This window comes from Streptomyces sp. NPDC048590 (assembly GCF_043199535.1).
Taxonomy (GTDB): Bacteria; Actinomycetota; Actinomycetes; order Streptomycetales; family Streptomycetaceae; genus Streptomyces.
Map to the genome: position 1 here is coordinate 746,047 of NZ_JBICWC010000002.1, position 16,774 is coordinate 762,820.

Annotated in this window: 16 protein-coding genes; 10 read left to right on the forward strand and 6 right to left on the reverse strand. The window is 69.5% G+C overall.

Annotated elements, in window-relative coordinates:
• Positions 1–132 precede the first annotated feature (132 nt).
• Positions 133–1,629, forward strand: a complete 1,497-nt coding sequence (locus ACGFNN_RS07610) for a hypothetical protein (protein ID WP_393553816.1) — start codon at positions 133–135, stop codon at positions 1,627–1,629.
• A 106-nt stretch (positions 1,630–1,735) separates the two neighbouring features.
• Here the strand turns inward: ACGFNN_RS07610 and ACGFNN_RS07615 are convergent, their stop codons facing one another.
• Positions 1,736–3,169 (reverse strand): PP2C family protein-serine/threonine phosphatase, encoded by a 1,434-nt coding sequence (locus ACGFNN_RS07615; RefSeq protein WP_393553818.1) that lies wholly within the window; start codon positions 3,167–3,169, stop codon positions 1,736–1,738.
• Positions 3,170–3,670: 501 nt separating this feature from the next.
• On the opposite strand from ACGFNN_RS07615, the gene rpmG reads away from it, so the two are divergent.
• The gene (gene rpmG / locus ACGFNN_RS07620) at positions 3,671–3,835 is read left to right on the forward strand and encodes a 50S ribosomal protein L33 (RefSeq protein WP_362548187.1); all 165 of its coding nucleotides are present in this window, start codon (positions 3,671–3,673) and stop codon (positions 3,833–3,835) included.
• A 268-nt stretch (positions 3,836–4,103) separates the two neighbouring features.
• Here the strand turns inward: rpmG and ACGFNN_RS07625 are convergent, their stop codons facing one another.
• Positions 4,104–4,604, reverse strand: coding sequence for a tetratricopeptide repeat protein (locus ACGFNN_RS07625; RefSeq protein WP_393553820.1), 501 nt, complete (start codon positions 4,602–4,604; stop codon positions 4,104–4,106).
• A 100-nt stretch (positions 4,605–4,704) separates the two neighbouring features.
• Here ACGFNN_RS07625 and ACGFNN_RS07630 point away from each other — a divergent pair, with 100 nt between their 5' ends.
• Positions 4,705–5,490 carry a VanZ family protein gene (locus ACGFNN_RS07630; protein ID WP_393553822.1) on the forward strand — a complete coding sequence of 262 codons (786 nt, stop codon included), beginning with the start codon at positions 4,705–4,707 and terminating at the stop codon, positions 5,488–5,490.
• 145 nt (positions 5,491–5,635) lie between these two features.
• Here the strand turns inward: ACGFNN_RS07630 and ACGFNN_RS07635 are convergent, their stop codons facing one another.
• The gene (locus ACGFNN_RS07635; protein ID WP_393553824.1) at positions 5,636–7,012 is read right to left on the reverse strand and encodes a glycoside hydrolase family 6 protein; all 1,377 of its coding nucleotides are present in this window, start codon (positions 7,010–7,012) and stop codon (positions 5,636–5,638) included.
• 1,023 nt (positions 7,013–8,035) lie between these two features.
• On the opposite strand from ACGFNN_RS07635, the gene ACGFNN_RS07640 reads away from it, so the two are divergent.
• From ACGFNN_RS07640 to ACGFNN_RS07650, 3 genes are all read left to right on the forward strand, one after another.
• Positions 8,036–10,873, forward strand: coding sequence for a glycoside hydrolase family 48 protein (locus tag ACGFNN_RS07640; protein WP_393553826.1), 2,838 nt, complete (start codon positions 8,036–8,038; stop codon positions 10,871–10,873).
• Positions 10,874–11,064: 191 nt separating this feature from the next.
• The gene (locus ACGFNN_RS07645; protein WP_393553828.1) at positions 11,065–11,778 is read left to right on the forward strand and encodes a DUF4230 domain-containing protein; all 714 of its coding nucleotides are present in this window, start codon (positions 11,065–11,067) and stop codon (positions 11,776–11,778) included.
• 124 nt (positions 11,779–11,902) lie between these two features.
• Complete coding sequence (locus tag ACGFNN_RS07650) at positions 11,903–12,415, forward strand: DUF664 domain-containing protein (RefSeq protein ID WP_393553830.1); 513 nt, start codon at positions 11,903–11,905, stop codon at positions 12,413–12,415.
• A 40-nt stretch (positions 12,416–12,455) separates the two neighbouring features.
• Here ACGFNN_RS07650 and ACGFNN_RS07655 read toward each other — a convergent pair whose 3' ends face one another.
• Positions 12,456–13,265, reverse strand: coding sequence for an AraC family transcriptional regulator (locus ACGFNN_RS07655; RefSeq protein ID WP_393553832.1), 810 nt, complete (start codon positions 13,263–13,265; stop codon positions 12,456–12,458).
• A gap of 88 nt (positions 13,266–13,353) precedes the next feature.
• Here ACGFNN_RS07655 and ACGFNN_RS07660 point away from each other — a divergent pair, with 88 nt between their 5' ends.
• Positions 13,354–13,827 (forward strand): DUF2000 family protein, encoded by a 474-nt coding sequence (locus tag ACGFNN_RS07660; protein WP_393553834.1) that lies wholly within the window; start codon positions 13,354–13,356, stop codon positions 13,825–13,827.
• Positions 13,828–13,949: 122 nt separating this feature from the next.
• Positions 13,950–14,237: a hypothetical protein gene (locus tag ACGFNN_RS07665; RefSeq protein ID WP_362556421.1), complete on the forward strand. Its 288-nt coding sequence runs from the start codon at positions 13,950–13,952 to the stop codon at positions 14,235–14,237.
• Between the two features lie 22 nt (positions 14,238–14,259).
• Here the strand turns inward: ACGFNN_RS07665 and ACGFNN_RS07670 are convergent, their stop codons facing one another.
• Positions 14,260–14,694, reverse strand: a complete 435-nt coding sequence (locus ACGFNN_RS07670; protein WP_393553836.1) for a protein phosphatase — start codon at positions 14,692–14,694, stop codon at positions 14,260–14,262.
• Positions 14,695–14,818: 124 nt separating this feature from the next.
• Positions 14,819–15,070 (reverse strand): DUF6296 family protein, encoded by a 252-nt coding sequence (locus tag ACGFNN_RS07675; RefSeq protein ID WP_393553838.1) that lies wholly within the window; start codon positions 15,068–15,070, stop codon positions 14,819–14,821.
• A 273-nt stretch (positions 15,071–15,343) separates the two neighbouring features.
• On the opposite strand from ACGFNN_RS07675, the gene ACGFNN_RS07680 reads away from it, so the two are divergent.
• Complete coding sequence (locus ACGFNN_RS07680) at positions 15,344–15,598, forward strand: DUF5133 domain-containing protein (RefSeq protein WP_362556427.1); 255 nt, start codon at positions 15,344–15,346, stop codon at positions 15,596–15,598.
• Positions 15,599–15,778: 180 nt separating this feature from the next.
• Positions 15,779–16,630 (forward strand): PepSY domain-containing protein, encoded by an 852-nt coding sequence (locus ACGFNN_RS07685; protein WP_362556429.1) that lies wholly within the window; start codon positions 15,779–15,781, stop codon positions 16,628–16,630.
• Positions 16,631–16,774 lie beyond the last annotated feature (144 nt).

Here is a 16,774-nt window from a genome sequence, read left to right on the forward strand (position 1 = left end):
TGGCGCATTCCTACCTGACACCGGATGCCCGGTGGCACAACATCTGGCGCCCCCTGGCGAACCGTGGCGAATATTCGCCGGGCATCCGCCAGGGGGCTAGGGTCAAGTCAGCCGAGAACCTGGGGGCTTGACGTGACCGGAGAACCCAACACCCGCCTCTCCGACCTGTTCGGCATGACCGGATGGTCCAAGGGCGAACTCGCGAGAATGGTGAACAGGCAGGCGGCGGCCATGGGCCACCTCCAACTGGCCACCGACACCTCGCGGGTGAGACGCTGGATCGACATGGGGGAGTCCCCCCGCGATCCCGTGCCCGAAGTGCTGGCAGCTCTGTTCACCGAGCGACTCGGCCGTGTCGTGACCATCGAGGACCTCGGGTTCGGCCGACGCGGGCGTGTGGGGAAGCGGCGAAAGGCCGGGACGGATGAGAATCCGGACGGACTGCCGTGGGCGCCCGAACGGACGGCAGCGGTCCTCACCGAATTCACGGGAATGGACCTCATGCTCAACCGACGCGGCTTGGTGGGTGCGGGCGCGGCGCTCGCCGCCGGCTCAGCCCTCACCGGCGCCATGTACGACTGGCTGCACTCGGAGCCCGCCCCGGCGGCCCGGGCCTCGCGCCTCAACGACCCCATGCACGCCGACAACGCGGGCTACGACCTCTACGAGGCCGCACCCGTGGGCTCGGAGGAGATCGAGGCGCTCGAGCGCTCGGTCGAGGTGTTCCGCGCGTGGGACGCCTCGAGAGGCGGGGGACTGCAGCGCAAGGCCGTCGTGGGCCAGCTCAACGAAGTGGGCGGAATGCTCGCCTATCACCACCCCGAGCACCTTCAGCGGCGCCTGTGGGGTGTGGCGGCGAATCTCGCGGTACTCGCCGGCTGGATGTCCCACGACGTCGGTCTGGAGCCCACCGCGCAGAAGTACTTCGTCATCGCGGCGCACGCGGCGCGCGAAGGAGGCGATCGTCCGCGGGCCGGCGAGGCGCTCTCCCGGGCCGCCCGTCAGATGGTCCACCTGGGCCGGCCGGACGACGCCCTGGACCTGATGAAGCTCGCCAAGTCCGGTTCCGGGGAGGAGACCCTCCCGCGTACACGGGCGATGCTGCACACCATCGAGGCATGGGCCCAGGCGTCGATGGGCCGTGGGCAGGCCATGCGCCGCACCCTGGGAGAGGCGGAGGAACTCTTCGTCTCCGACAAGGGTGATGTACCACCGCCGAGCTGGATGCAGATGTTCGACGAGGCGGACATGCACGGGATGCAGGCCCTGGCCTTCCGTACGCTGGCCGAGCACGACCCCAGCGCCGCCGGCACGGCTCAGCGCCACGCCAAGCAGGCACTCGACCTGCGCGTCAACGGACGCCAGCGATCGAAGATCTTCGACTACATCTCTCTCGCCTCGGCGTGCTTCATCGCCGACGACCCGGAGCAGGCGGACCGCTACGCGCGACTGGCGCTGGTCTCGATGGGGGAGACCTCGTCGCACCGCACCTGGGACCGGCTGCGCGAGATGTACCGGCTCACCGGTCAGTTCGCGGGGTACGCCAGGATCGAGGATCTCCGCGAGGAGATCGAGCTCGCGCTGCCGCCGCGTCCGAACGACAAGAAGACGAAGGGCGCACAGGCCTGAGCCCGGAGCGGCTTCCGCGGGAGCGAGGGCCGGACGCGTCAGGCTGCCCGGCCGGATGCCCCGTCACGGGTAGCGGGACGAGGCGGTGAAGCGCCGGGGGCGTCCTTCAGACGCCGACGCGGGCCACCAGCACACACGCGTCATCGAGTCGTTCCGTCGATCCGAGTTCCTCCACCACGATCCGTACGCAGTCCTGTGCCGTGCGAGCCTGCGCGAATCGAGGTGCCAGCCCGATCAGGGTGTCGAGGCAGGCGCTCCGGTCGTTCCGTCGTGTCAGGCCGTCCGTGTGCAGGAGGAGTACGTCGCCGGGGAGCAGGTTCACCTGGTCCTGCTCGTAGGAGACACCGGATGCCGCGCCGAGCAGCACTCCGTCCGGTGCGGGCAGCGGCCTCCCCATACCGTCGCGGAACAGCAGCGGGGCGGGGTGGCCGGCCTGAGCCCAGGCCAGCGTGTTCGTCGCCGGGTCGAAATGGCAGCACACGGCGCTGCCCAGCGCGGGCTGCGCCGAACACTCGATCAACTGGTTGAGGTGCCCCATCACCGCCCCGGGGGCGATGCCGGCCACCGCCATGCCCCGCAGAGCGCCGAGCAGCATCGCCATCGCCGAAGTGGCGGGGACTCCGTGACCAGTCATGTCGCCGACGGTGAGCAGGGTCCCCCCGTCCGGGAGTGGCAGCGCGTCGTACCAGTCGCCGCCGATCAGGTCGCTCGATCCCGAGGGCTGGTAGTGGGCGGCGACGTCGAGCCGGTTCGCGCCCCGGCCGGGGGCGGGCAGCGAGCCGCGCCACGGGGGCAGAACGGCCTCCTGGAACTCCACCGCCACCCGGTGCTCGGCTCGGGCCCTCTCCTCGCGGCTGCGGAGTGCGTTCCGGGTTCTGCCCACCACGTGCTGGCTGCGGCGGAGTCTGCTCACGTCCCGCAGCACCGCCCACATGGAGGCGGTGCAGCCGTCGCTGTCGAGAACCGGTTCGCCCATCATGTGCAGGGTCCGGATGGAACCGTCGGGCAGCAGAATCCGGAACTCGCCGTCCATCGGCCGGCCGTCCACCAGGCAGTCGGTCACCATCGATGTGAGCAGCGGCTGGTCCTCCGCCAGGAGCAGCGAAGGGAGTTGGTCCAGTGACAGCGCGCCCGTACCCGGCTCCCTGCCGAAGATCTGGTACAGCTCGTCGGACCAGCTGACCTCGTCGGTGAGCAGGTTCCACTCCCCGCTGCCGACCTTGCCGACGAGTGAGTTTGTGGAGGGTTCGGGCGCGGTCCGCGGTGCGGCCTCCGAGGCGTGTCCCGCGTCGGCCGGGTCCGATATGCCGTCCCGTAGCTGGCCCAGGTGTTCGCCGAGGTCGTCGAGCTGGTGGACGGCGAGTTCGCACAGGGCTCGCTGCCACCGCAGCTGAGGATCGTCGTCGTCGACCACGGTGGTGTCGCGACGCACCGCGTCCACGTCGCCCCGCAGCAGCCGGGTCCGGTTGATCAGTGCCTCGACGGCATCGCGCTCGGGCGGCTGTGGGGCGGGGCGGTCCGCAAACAGATGGGACGGCATCTGGAACTCCGATACAGGCGGTTCGGCCGGTTCGTGGGGGTGGACCGAACACGACTGTCGCACAGGCCGGGGTGACCCGTAAGGGGTTTGGCAACACTCGACGCGTTCTTGCATCTGGCATATGCCGTCGGCTAGGTGGAGCGCGGGTCCGCCGAACACCCTTGCGCCTGGCGGGGAGTTGACGCAAGTCGCCCGGCGTGAATCTGTCGGTTTGCGCCCGGGCGTGCGTGCGCCCGAGGCCCGCACCACCGGGGAGCAGGCATATGCCCGGAGGTGGAGCTGCCGCACCATGATCCTTTGTCGTCCGGTGCCCGGGGGGCGGGCATGGTGATCGTGGACGGGGTGCGACTCCTGTGGAGGCGGGGACGGGAGGGGTGTGTGGTGCCTGGAGGGGTTGGATGCGGGAATGGTGAGGGGTGGCCGTGTGTTGGTCCGGGTGTAAATGAAAACGACACCCGTCACCATCGGGGTGCGGGGTCGGATTCCTCGTCTGGAGGTCCCATGGCGCGCAGTGATACCCGGCCTGTCGTACTGCTCCGGTCCACGGCCGGAACCGGCCACACCTACGTGACGCGAAAGAACCGGCGCAACGACCCTGGCCGGCTCGAGCTGAGGAAGTTCGACCCGGCTGCCGGGCGGCACGTCGTGTTCCGCGAGTCCCGCTGACCGCAGGCGCGCACATGGGGTGAGGGCGCCTGAGCTGCTTCGGTCGTGGTGTGGATCACAAGTGCGGGGGTGGATTCACGGGAACGGGAGCTGGTGGTTTATCGTTCATCTATACGTAGGGGTGAGCGGGCGAACCCTCGTGAGCGAATCGCCCCGCCCTCGCGCACAAGCCGCCCCGGCTGGATTCCCCCGATCCGGCCGGGGCTTCCTCATGCCCGGCCCGCGGCTCCCGCCCCGGCTGCCTGAACCGCGGGCGGTGCTCCGGCCTCTACATGGTCCGGGTGAGGTCCGCGGCATAGTGCTCGATGGCCGGACGGAACTGCCTGACGTGCGGGCTGTCGCTGGTCGAGGCCACCAGGCGCAGGAGCAGCTGCATGGCCTCATGATGTTCGCCGGTGTTGAACAGCGCCATGGACAGGAAGGTCCGCAAGGCTCCGTCGTCCGGGAACTCCGAGACTCCGCGGCGTAGTGTCTCCACGGCCTGGCCGAACCGCCCGAGGACGCGATAGGTGCTCCCGAGCCCCAGGAGTGCTCCTCTGCGCTCCTCGTCGGTGAGCCCTTGGCTCTGGAGGCAGCGCTCGTAGTAGGGCACCGCTTCTGCCTCGAGACCGAGCACATCGTGGACCCACGCCGTCTGGTACGCGACGTCGACGGCGTCGGGGAACGCGGCGGTGAGTGCGAGGAGCCGCTCCCTGGCCTGCTCGGGATGCCCCTGTTCACGCAGCCGCACGGCCTGTGTCAGCAGTTCGTCCTTGCTCTGTGCGCTCATGCGCACATGGTCGCACCTCGTACCGGGTGTGTCCGTCGAGGTTGGGGGCATCCGTTCCGCCATGACAGCCGAGGCGGATCGTGGTGCACGACGCAGAAGTATGGGACGTCTACTGCTGCGCATAGCAGTTCTGACGGCAGCTTTTCTCGCCCTGGTGGCGTTCTCCGTGGTGTTGGCGAAGGTGACGCTCACGCCGTCTCCCGCGTCCGAGGACATCGTCACCTCCAATCTGAAGCCGGGGCGCTCCCTCCGGCAGTATGCCGAGGACTACACCTTCCTCGCGGCGTGCAAGCAAGCGGGTGGGAATCTCCTGCTGGGAGCACCGTTCGGTGTGCTGCTGCCGATCCTGGTCCCGCGCAAGCTCCGTATGCTCCGCATGACGGTGCTGACCGCGTCGGTCATGGCGGTCGTGGAACTCGCCCAGGGCGCACTCGTGGCCGGACGGGCCTTCGACATCGATGACGTGATCCTCAACACCGCCGGGGCGCTGCTGGGTTATGTGCTGGTCGGTCGACGGGTCAGTCACCGCTATCACGCGCTGTCCGACGACCCGGCCCAGGCGGAGGGTGCGAAGCGCACTCCAGGTGCGGCTGCCGGAAGCCGGCGGTTCTTTTGGGGTGGCACCACGCCCCGTCCGGAGCGCAAGCCCGCCGGGAAGTCCGGCTCCGGGGCCAAGGGCGGATCCGCTGCCAAGGTGAAGGCCGCCGTCGCCGGGAAGGCGAAGGCCTCGGCGGGTTCGTCCGGAAGCAAGCGGACGGCCGAACCCGCTGCCCGCCGGGACGCGTCCGCGCCGGTGGCTCGCGGACGTGCCGTGTTCGACAGGTTGCGCGGTCGCCGGGAGGGCCCGGGCGGGGGAGCGCCCAAAACCCGTCGGCGAGGCGCGTAGGCCGAGTGCCGCCGGGCTTCCTCGGCCGGGGCGGGGCCCCGGAGATCCGCCGCTGCTTGCCCCGGTACGTCCTGTACCGAGGCGAGCCTGCTGCCGGAGGCCGGACGCCGAGGGGTCACCCCCGCGGCGCCCGGCCGACGGCGGGCTACAGCGCCGGGTAGGCGTTCTTCATGAGCTCCTGGAACTGGGCGGAGAACCACTTGCCCGACACCGGAGCGTCACCCAGCGCGCCGGACATGTTGTTGTTGTTCCGGGCGTTACCGGTGTACGTCGGGTCGCACATCCGGTCGAACCCCTTGCCCTCGTCGTTCGGGATCTCCTCGCTGGAGCCGTCCGACTCCCCCGGGGGCTTCATCCAGACGTACGCGTCGATGCCGGCTTCCGGTGCCGCCTGCGGTCGTTCGCCGAGACCTGCCCCGGACTGGTTGCACCAGTTGCCGAGGTGGATGCGCCGGTCGATGCGCCCGCCGTCCACGTAGGTGTCGACACTCGTGCTCGCGCCCGGGCCCGTCGGCCGCTGCGCGCCGCCCCAGCCGTTGCGTGAGGTGTCGATCAGCATGCCGATGTCGGAGTTGAAGCCCACCGAGACCAGTTCGCCGCGGAACGCCTGGGCGAAGGACAGCTCGTCCGTGTAGCGGTTCCAGTCGACCCACTTCGACTGCCGTACCGAGGTGCCGTTCACGGCGTCGTCGATGGTGAAGTTTTCCTCCTTCAGGGCACTGTAGTTGGCGGTGTTGGTGATGAAGCCGTGCACGTCGTTCACGGTCGCGCCCTCGGCGGTCGCGGCCTCGTGGAAGATGTCGGCCGAAGCGCCGAAGTTGTCGTCCCAGCCGATCCAGCCGTGGTGGCCGGCGTCGATGTAGTTGTAGACGTTGGGCGCGTCGCCGAGCTTGTTCAGGGCGTAACCCACGCCCTTGACGTAGTTGCCGTTGGCCTTCATCACGTCGCATTCGGGCGTCGCGGTGGCCCGGCTGCCCGTGTTGGTGACGAGGTTGGGCAGGGAGTCGATCTCGACCGTGGTGACGATGCGCAGGTCCGCGTACTTCTGATCGGCGAGGATCGCCGCGATCGGGTCGATGTACTCCGTCTTGTAGCGGTCGATCTCGGTGGGGCCGAGCTCACCGTTGGAGGCGAGCGCCGCGCAGTCACGTCCGGGCAGGTTGTAGATGACGAGCTGGACGACCATCTCGCCGGAGCCCTTCTGGGCCAGCGCCTCGTCCAGGTGGTCACGCAGGCCCATGCTGCCGTTGGCGCCGTCGATCGCCGCGATGCGGTCGAGCCAGACGCCTGTCGGCTGATCCGAGATCCGGTTGCCGCCCGGTTCGGCGGCCGCGTTGGCGGACCACTCCGGGTTGACGTAGACCTTGGCGCCCTCGTAGGGGTTGTTCACCCGCTCGGCGGCGGCGGTGGTGATCCCGGAGGGCACCGCGGCGGCGGTGCCCGCGGTCGCGGCGATGAGTACGCCGGCGGCGATGAGTGCCATTCGGGATCGGCGCAGGGTGGTGCGGCTCGTGCGGCTCATGCGAAATCCGTTTCCTCAGCTGTCGGGGTGCGCGGGATACCGGCGCAGCCCTCTTCGTACGGGTGGTGGGGTCTTCCGTGTCGTCGCTGATCGGGACGGGGCCGTGGGGTGGCCCCCCGGATGGTCCGGGGCCACCCCGGGAAGGGGTCCCGCCGGTTTCGGACTCCTGGTGCGACCGGCGTGAGTGGGCTCAACAGCCGCCGCTCACCCGGGACATGAGGAGACCGGGAATGTTCCACGCGTCGTCGGGCCGTCCGGTGCGCCCGCGTCCGGCGTGGTCGCGCGCCGATGACATCTGTGTCGGCGCGGATGTCGGGACAGGCCTCATGTCCGGTGGGCCGGCCCCGGGTGGGGGGATTCGTCGTTCAGGCCAGGCGGGGATCTCCTTGTTCGCGTGGTGTCTGTGCGGTCCGGTGCTCGCGCGAGCACACGGATGCACTCGGTTAGCCCGGGCTCGGGGCGCACGGTTCGCCGGTGGAATTGGGACGGGGCCGTTCCGACGGGCGGGAGCCCGCCGCATGGTCCACACCGTGCGTGCGGAAGCTGACCGGAGGCCGTGGCCATGGTCGCGACGGTGCCGCGATCCGTGCCGGGCAACCGCTCGGGGAGCGGTACGAGCTCGTGCGATACGTCCGGGTGCCGCATGAGCGATTCCCGGAGCCCGTGGACGTTCCCCCTACGGAACGTCCGCCGGTGGAACCGCTCCCACTGGTGTGGCATGACGTTAGAGCGTCAACTGGTGTTGGTCAACAAGGCAGTTCACATCTTCTGCTGTCGAAATTTTTCGATTCTTCAAGTCTCTTGACTCTCTTTTTCTCCATCACCATCCTGGGAGCGCTCCCACTGGTTCAAGGCTTGTGCTCAACCCGCACACCCCCCATGTCGCCGAGCCGCAAGGAGGAACCGCGCATGCCATCGGGACGCGCGCGAAGAACGTGGTTGACCGGAAGACCGGGTAGAACCGGATCCGGAAACCGGAAGCTGTGGACAGCATTGGTGGCGGCGCTGACCCTTCCCCTGGGAATGACCGCCGCCGCCGGCACACCGGCCCAGGCCGCCGCGGTCCAATGCAGTGTCGACTACAAGGCCAACGACTGGGGTTCGGGGTTCAGCACCGAGCTCACCGTCACCAACAGGAGCACCAGCGCGATCGACGGCTGGACTCTCACCTACGACTACGCCGGAAATCAGAAGCTGACCAACGGATGGAACGGGACCTGGTCCCAGTCGGGCAAGACGGTCACCGTCAAGAACGCCGCATGGAACGGTGCCATCGCGGCCGGAGCCGCCGTCACGACCGGCGCGCAGTTCTCCTACAGCGGCACCAACACCGCACCGACCACCTTCGCCGTCAACGGCACGACCTGCGTGGGCGCCCATCAGCCGCCCATCACCGTCCTCACCAGTCCGAAGGCCGGAGCAGTCTTCAGCGCGGGTGATCCCGTACCCCTGGCCGCGACCGCGGCCGCGGCGAACGGGGCGGGGATCAGCAAGGTCGAGTTCTACGACGACACCCGGCTGCTGGGCACCGACACCACGTCCCCCTACACGTTCAGCGCCGAAGGACTCTCCGCGGGCGGCCACTCGGTGTACGCCAGGGCGTACGACAGCCTCGGCGCCTCCTCGGAGTCCACCCCCGCGGGCATCACCGTGGCCGCGGGCCCCGCACTCGTCGCCACACCCGCACAACTGGGCGTCCAGTCGGGCAAGTCGGGGACGTTCGACGTGTCGCTGTCCACCGCACCGTCCTCGCCGGTCACCGTCACGGTGGCCCGGAGCGGCGGCAACTCCGGTCTGAGCGTCACCGGAGGGGCGAGCCTCACGTTCACCGCGTCCAACTGGTCGACCCCGCAGAAGGTGACCGTCTCGGCCGCCGCGACGGGCACGGGGGCCGCCACCTTCACGGTGACGGCGCCGGGGCACAGCAAGGCCGAGGTCACCGTCACGCAGCTCGCCGAGGCCAAGGAGTACGACTCCCGCTTCCTCGACCTGTACGGGAAGATCACCGACCCGGCCAACGGCTACTTCTCGTCGGAAGGCATCCCCTACCACTCCGTCGAGACGCTGATCGTCGAAGCCCCGGACCACGGACACGAGACGACCTCGGAAGCGTACAGCTATCTGATCTGGCTCCAGGCGATGTACGGGAAGATCACCGGGGACTGGACGAAGTTCAACGGTGCGTGGGCGACCATGGAGAAGTACATGATCCCCACCCACGCCGACCAGCCCACGAACTCCTTCTACAACGCGTCGAAGCCGGCGACCTACGCGCCCGAGCACGACACCCCGAACGAGTACCCGGCCGTACTCGACGGGTCGGCCACGTCGGGTTCGGACCCGATCGCCGCTGAGCTGAAGAGCGCCTACGGCACCGACGACATCTACGGCATGCACTGGATCCAGGACGTCGACAACGTCTACGGGTACGGCAACACGCCCGGAAAGTGTTCAGCCGGCCCCACCGAGACCGGCCCCTCGTACATCAACACCTTCCAGCGCGGGCCGCAGGAGTCGGTGTGGGAGACGGTCACCCACCCGACCTGTGACAACTTCGCCTACGGCGGCGACAACGGCTACCTGGACCTGTTCACCGGGGACGCCTCCTACGCCAAGCAGTGGAAGTTCACCAACGCCCCGGACGCCGACGCCCGTGCCGTGCAGGCCGCCTACTGGGCGGACATCTGGGCGGAGGAGCAGGGCAAGTCGAGCGAGGTCGCGGCGACCGTCGGCAAGGCGGCGAAGATGGGTGACTACCTTCGCTACTCGATGTTCGACAAGTACTTCAAGAAGATCGGCAACTGCGTCGGTCCGACCGCCTGCCCCGCGGGCAGCGGCAAGGACAGCGCGCACTACCTGATGTCCTGGTACTACGCCTGGGGCGGCGCCACCGACACCTCGGCGGGCTGGTCGTGGCGTATCGGCTCCAGCCACGCGCACGGCGGATACCAGAACCCCATGGCCGCCTACGCCCTGAGCACGGTCGGCGACCTCAAGCCGAAGTCCGCCACCGGACAGCAGGACTGGGCGAAGAGCCTGGACCGGCAGATGGACTTCTACCAGTGGCTCCAGTCCGACGAGGGTGCCATCGCGGGCGGTGCGACGAACAGCTGGAAGGGCAGCTACGCCCAGCCGCCGGCGGGTACACCGACCTTCTACGGCATGTACTACGACGAGAAGCCCGTCTACCACGACCCGCCGTCCAACCAGTGGTTCGGCTTCCAGGCGTGGTCGATGGAGCGCGTCGCCGAGTACTACCACGAGTCCGGCGACGCCCAGGCGAAGGCCGTACTCGACAAGTGGGTCGACTGGGCCCTGTCGGAGACGACCATCAACCCGGACGGCACCTACCTCATGCCCTCCACCCTCCAGTGGTCGGGCGCGCCCGACACCTGGAACGCCTCCGCCCCGGGGTCGAACTCCGGACTCCACGTCACGGTGGCCGACTACACCAATGACGTCGGTGTCGCCGGCGCCTACGCCAGGACGCTGACCTACTACGCCGCCAAGTCCGGGGACGCCGAGGCCAAGGCCACGGCCGAAGGGATCCTCGACGGCATGTGGAGCCACTACCAGGACGACGCCGGTGTGGCCGTTCCGGAGACACGGGCCGACTACCAGCGCTTCGACGACCCGGTCTACGTCCCGAACGGCTGGACAGGGGCCATGCCCAACGGAGACACCGTCGACAACGACTCGACGTTCCTCTCCATCCGGTCGTTCTACAAGGACGACCCGAACTGGCCGAAGGTGCAGGCATATCTGGACGGCGGCGCCGCTCCGGTCTTCACCTACCACCGGTTCTGGGCCCAGACCGATGTCGCACTGGCTCTGGGGGCGTACGCAGATCTCCTGGAGTGAGTGAACGAGAACGAGAGGGACCGCGGGGTTCCGTCCGCCGGCCGACCGCCGGCGGACTGAACCCCGTCGGCCGTCCTGACACCCTGCCGGGCAGGACCACTGCGGCCCAACGCCCTTTCCCCGTACAGCAGTCGGCGTAATTCGCCGTCACGGGGGGGAGTGAAACCGCCGGACGGGGTCACACGGGAGACATGACGTCCACAGACGTAAGGACAGACAGCACGGGTGAACCGGGGCCCGGCGGCACGCCGCGCGGGCGTGGCCGTATGCGAGGGTGCCTCCCGTTCGCCGGTGTGATCGCGGCTGCTCTGGTCCTGCTGTTCCTGGGTTCCCGGCTCACCCTGCTGCCCGGACTGGGTGACCTCTTCGAGGAGAAGACCACGGACCGTTCCGGACCCGCGGTGCTCAAGTCCATCCGGGACATGAGTGCCTACGAGGCGGCCTCCGGCAACTTCCAGGTGGTCGTCGACCTGGAGAAGGACGCCAAGTACCTTCCCGACGCCATCAGGGGTACCCGGACGCTGTACGTGGGCGCCGGCACGGTCGGAGCCTCCGTCGACCTCGGCAAGGTGGGTGCCGAGGGGGTGACCGTCAACGAGGAACGCACCAGGGCCGAACTCGTGCTGCCCCACGCCGTGCTCGGCAAGCCCGCGCTGGACCCCGACCGCTCCTACGCGGTGTCCAAGCAACGTGGGCTCCTCGACCGGCTCGGAGACCTCTTCTCCGACAACCCCGGCAGTGAGCAGGCGGTCAACAAACTGGCCGCCAAGCACATCGGGGAGGCCGCCGAGGAGAGCGGCCTGACGGCGAGGGCCGAGAAGAACACCACCTCGATGCTCCAGGGGCTGCTCGGATCGCTCGGATTCGAACAGGTCACCGTTCGCTACGCCGATCCTTCGGGCTGATCCACGGGCCCGTCCTCCGCCGTGGCCCCGGACCGCGAGTCCCGGGGCCACGGCGGAGCCGCGCCGCCCGGGGCGCCGCGTGTCGGAGCCGTGGCCCCGTCCGGGGAACGGCCATGGTGGACGCATGAACTGTGCAGGGATTCTCGCCGACGCGTTCGAGCGCATTCATGAGTCGGTGCATGCCGCGGTGGAGGGTCTTCCCCCGGAGGACCTCAACGCACGGCTCGACGCCGACGCGAATTCGATCGCCTGGCTCGTCTGGCACCTCACGCGCGTCCAGGACGACCACGTCGGCGACGCGGCCGGAACCGAACAGATCTGGTTCTCCCAGGACTGGGCCTCACGCTTCGACCTCTCGCTGGAGAGGGGGGCCACCGGCTACGGTCACAGCAGCGCGCAAGCAGGATCCGTGAAGGTCGCCTCGGCCGACCTCCTCCTCGGCTACTTCGACGCCGTGACCGAGCAGACTCTCGGCTTCGTCCGCGGACTCGAAGGCCACGCCCTCGACCGCGTCGTCGACGACTCCTGGTCGCCGCCGGTGACCCTCGGCGTTCGGCTGGTGAGCGTCATCTCCGACGACCTGCAGCACGCAGGGCAGGCAGCCTTCGTCCGAGGCGCGCTGGAACGCCGCCGCTGACACGGCGGATGCGGACCGGATCGGCCGGGGAGGGCCCCGCTCAGATCGAGGGAACTCCTCGTCCCGTGCGTGCGTAGTGTCCCGGGCTCGTACCCACCACGCGCTTGAAGTGCCTCGAGAAGTGGGGCTGGTCGTAGAACCCGGCCGAGACCGCGACCTCGGGCACCCGCATGCCGCCCAGCAGGAGGCGCCGTGCGAGGTCCACCCGCCGACCTGTCACGTACTGGTGAGGAGCGATGCCGAACTCCCTGCCGAAGGCACGCACCAGGTGAGTGTGATGGGTGTGGAGCCGCTCGGCCGCTTCACGGAGTGTCAGGCCCTCGACGAAACGCTCGTCGAGCAGATCGCGCAGCGCGTGCGCGACCCGGCGGTCGGCCAACTTGAACGCAGCGGGTTCCTCGCCGAGGTGACCGGCGAGGCGCTCGGAGACCAGGGCCAGACGGCTCTGGGCCTCCAACTCCTCCCCGGAGTGCTGGAGCGCCAGATGGAGCTGGTGCACACGATGGCGCAGCAGCGGATCCCGCAGCACCGGCCGTGCCACCGCGCGCCCCGCGAGATCCGCCCCGAGCTGCGTGGTGTTCAGGTACAGGACACGCTTGCGGAACCCCTCCGGAGTGGCCGCGCCACCGTTGTGCGGGATGTGCGGAGGCAGCAGGGTCACCTCCGAGCCGGCGGAACCGTGCTCGTGGTGGTCCAGGTCGTAGCGGACCATTCCCTCGTCGACGATGAGCAGGGTCCACGCGTCGTGCGTGTGCATGGGATAGGTGTGGTCGGCGAAGTGGGCGTGGAAGACCTCGTCGATTCCCTCGACGTGCGGACGCCACGCGGTGATGTCCGGACGTGCACCCATGCCCCGAAGCGTACAGGGACCCACCGGCGGGGAACGGCGCAAACTTTGTACAAGACGCGCGGCAGGCCGGCTCGGCAGACTCCCCGACATGAACGATCGCCGCGACACCAACACCAACACCAACACCTACACCGACGCCGACAACGCACCCGTACGCTTCGACACCAAGATCGCCGTGCTGCTCCGCGACGACCTCGAGACCTGGCAGCGGCTCAACGTGACCGCCTTCCTGGTGAGCGGCCTGGGCACGCAGGTGCCCGAAGTCGTCGGAGCACCGTACGCCGACGCCGACGACACCCCGTACCTGCCCATGTTCCGGCAGCCCGTCCTGGTCTTCGCCGGGTCCAAGGAGATCCTGTCGTCCGCGCACACCAAGGCGGTCGGGAGGGGCGTGACGGCGGCGGTTTTCACCTCGGATCTCTTCGCCACCGGGCACGACGAGGCCAACAGGGCCGCGGTCCGCGCGGTGCCGAGGGGCGATCTGGACCTGGTGGGCCTGGCTGTGTACGGGCCGCGCAACGCGGTCGACAAGATCCTCAAGGGTGCCTCGATGCACCCCTGACCCGCCCCGCGGAGTCACGGTGCGGACACCCACGGACACACCCATGCGGGTGACGCGTCGCGGTGCCATACTCGGAACCAGTCCGCTTGACAGGCTTGTCATTGTCCGAAAGGCGACGCGTCATGAACTGGGCATCGTGGACCACCCTCGGTGTCTTCGCGGGAACCGGCGGAGCGCGCACCGAAGAGGTTGGTGTCGTGAGCGGTGATCTGACCGTGCACACGACGTGGACCGAAGAGCAGGCGGAGGTGGCCGTGCAGTACAGCGGCGCTTCCGACTGGTTCACCTTGGCCGGCAGTCCGGTGCCGTGCCCCTCCGAAGAAGCGAGCAGAGCCCTCCACCAGTGTGTGGTGGAGGCGGTACGTGCCGGGGGCGGAGCAACCGTTCCAGCTCCGCACACGGTCGACTGATCCTGCGAGCGGCGGCGGCCGCTCAGCTTTCCGCGAAGCGCGATACATACCGCCGCTGCCAGGGCGTCTCCACGGCCTGGCGGCGGTAGTGCCGGCGTACGTAGGCCACGGCCTCGTCCGCCGGGACTCCATCCAGCACGGCCAGGCAGGCCAGAGCCGTACCGGTCCGCCCCCGGCCGCCTCCGCACGCGAACTCCACCCGCTCGTCCACGGCCCGGCTCCATGCCTCTCGTAGTACGGCGCGGGCCGCGTTCTTGTCCGAGGGCAGACGGAAGTCAGGCCACCGAAGCAGGCGCGACTCCCAGGGAACGGCTGGTCCCGTGCCGCCGAGCAGGTGGACGGCGAAGGTGGGGCCTGGCCCCGCCGGGAGAGGGTGGCGCAATCCGCGGCCGCGCACCAGCCTGCCTGAGGGCAGCCGCATCACGCCCTCACCCGCCGGATCCCACAGCTCCGTCATGTCCCGTCCTCCCCGCGCCCTCAGCAGGCTCCGGCGTGCTCCTGTCGAGCGATCCTGCCTCATGAGGGCAGGGCACAGCCCTCGAAGCGGTCAGGACGACGGCTCCGGCCGCGAGGGACGGCTCTCAGCCGTTCCGGCCCGCGGCTCCGGGACTCAGCGGCCGGGCCAGCAGCGGCGCACCCAGGACCTGATGCCCGCCGCTCGCCTGCATCCGCACCTCACCGCGCTCACTGATCTCGGCGCGTACGATCCCGGTCTCGTCCTCGTACACCGGGTAGCCGCCGGCGCCGGAGCGGGCCGTGAGGTGCACGGCGACCACGTCGTCCTCGGCACCGCCCGCCTGGAATATGAGTTCGTAGCTCTCCGGGTAACCCATCACAGACCTCCCGACCGGGCCCGGCAACAGCCGCTGCCCGCTCTTTCCATTGTTTCCCAACGGGGCGCGTGGCGCCCGGGAGGACCGGCGAGTGACCTTCGGTGATTGCGGATGCGGAATGGGTGAGGCGGGGCGACCATCATCTGCAAGGGATCGGACGCGTGCTGTCAGCTCGCACGGCCGCCCGTGACGCCAGGCGGTTCCGCCGGCGCGATCGGACTTCGTCGGCGCGGGGCCCACGGGCTCCCGGCCGCCCTGTGGAGAGGAACTGCCGTGCTGATGGCCAATCCCGCAACGCTGCGGAATCTCGTCAAGCGCTACGAGACACTGCGAAGCTCCCACGCGCGGCTGGGCACTTCCGAGAGTGCCAGGCAACTCGAGGACGTCTCCTACACCCTGTGCGTCACCACGGGAACGAGGACCGTGCCCGACGCGCTGGCCGCGGCAGCCGCGCAGTTGCGCGCCGTCCCGGCCGCGGGATCGCTGGGCACCGCGTCGGCGTCGGCCGAGGTCCAGCTGACCGCCTGACGGGACACGGCCTCTCGGGGGAATGGCGCCGGTTCGCTCGAACCGGCGCCATTCCCCTGTTCGGCCTCATGACCGAGGGTGAACAGGGGACGTGCCGAACGGGCGGACCGGACTGCCGAACGGGTGACACCCGCCGGTCGGACAACATGACCGCGGAGAGGGGCGGCTAGGCATGCAGGCATGAGACTTGAGCCCCGTCGAAACAAGACCGTTCCCGCGCGCGCCCGCCGGCTCCGCGTCGCCGGTGGCGCCCTGTGTGCCGCTGCCCTCGCAGCCACCCTTGTGACCGGATGTGGACAGGACAGCGGCGACAGGACGGCCGCGGAGACTTCCGAGGCCGCGAAGGTTCTTCCGAACCAGACGACAAGCCCCTCGGGAAGCCCCACGGCCCAGTTGACCGAGGACCAGACCAAGCGCAAGGATCTGCTCTCCTCCGTCAAGATCACCTTCGACAAGGCGGCCACGACGGCGGTCGGCGAGGTGTCCGGTGGCAAGCTCACCGACCTGGACCTGGAGGGCCTCGACGACGAGGACGCCGCGAGTGGCAGCCCGAGCCCGACCGGCAGCCCGAGCCCGACGGGCAGCCCGACCGGGAGCCCCAGCCCTGACGCCAGCCCGAGCGGCAGTCCGACCGGCAACGGCAGCCCGACCGGCAGCCCCAGCCCCAGCGGGAGCGGCGCGGCTCCGAAGTGGGTCGCGGAGGTCGCCGAGGAGGACGGCACCGCGCACAACGTGACCATCGACGCGGTGTCCGGGAAGGTCATCAACTCCGCCCCCGACGCCGACCAGACCGACGCGGAGAAGAAGGAGCTCGCCGACCAGCTCTCCAAGGCGACGCAGACGCCCCAGCAGGCGGCCAAGGTCGCGACGGACAAGAAGGACGGCTGGGTCACCTCGATCGGCCTCGACGAGAACGACAGCCAGGTGCTGGTCTGGCAGGTCGACGTGGTTTCCAAGGACTGGAACAAGACCACCTTCGACGTGGACGCGGCCAAGGGCACGATCACGGACGAGCAGGTCGACAACGGCTGATCACCGTTTCGGACGGGCCTGTCGGGGGGGGGGCGCCGGGGGGGGGCCCCCCCCCCCCCGGGGGGGGGGGGGGGGGGGCGGCCCGGGGGGTGCGGGGGGGGGGGCCGCGCGGTAGGGGGGGTAGCGCCGACCCGGGGTGTGCAT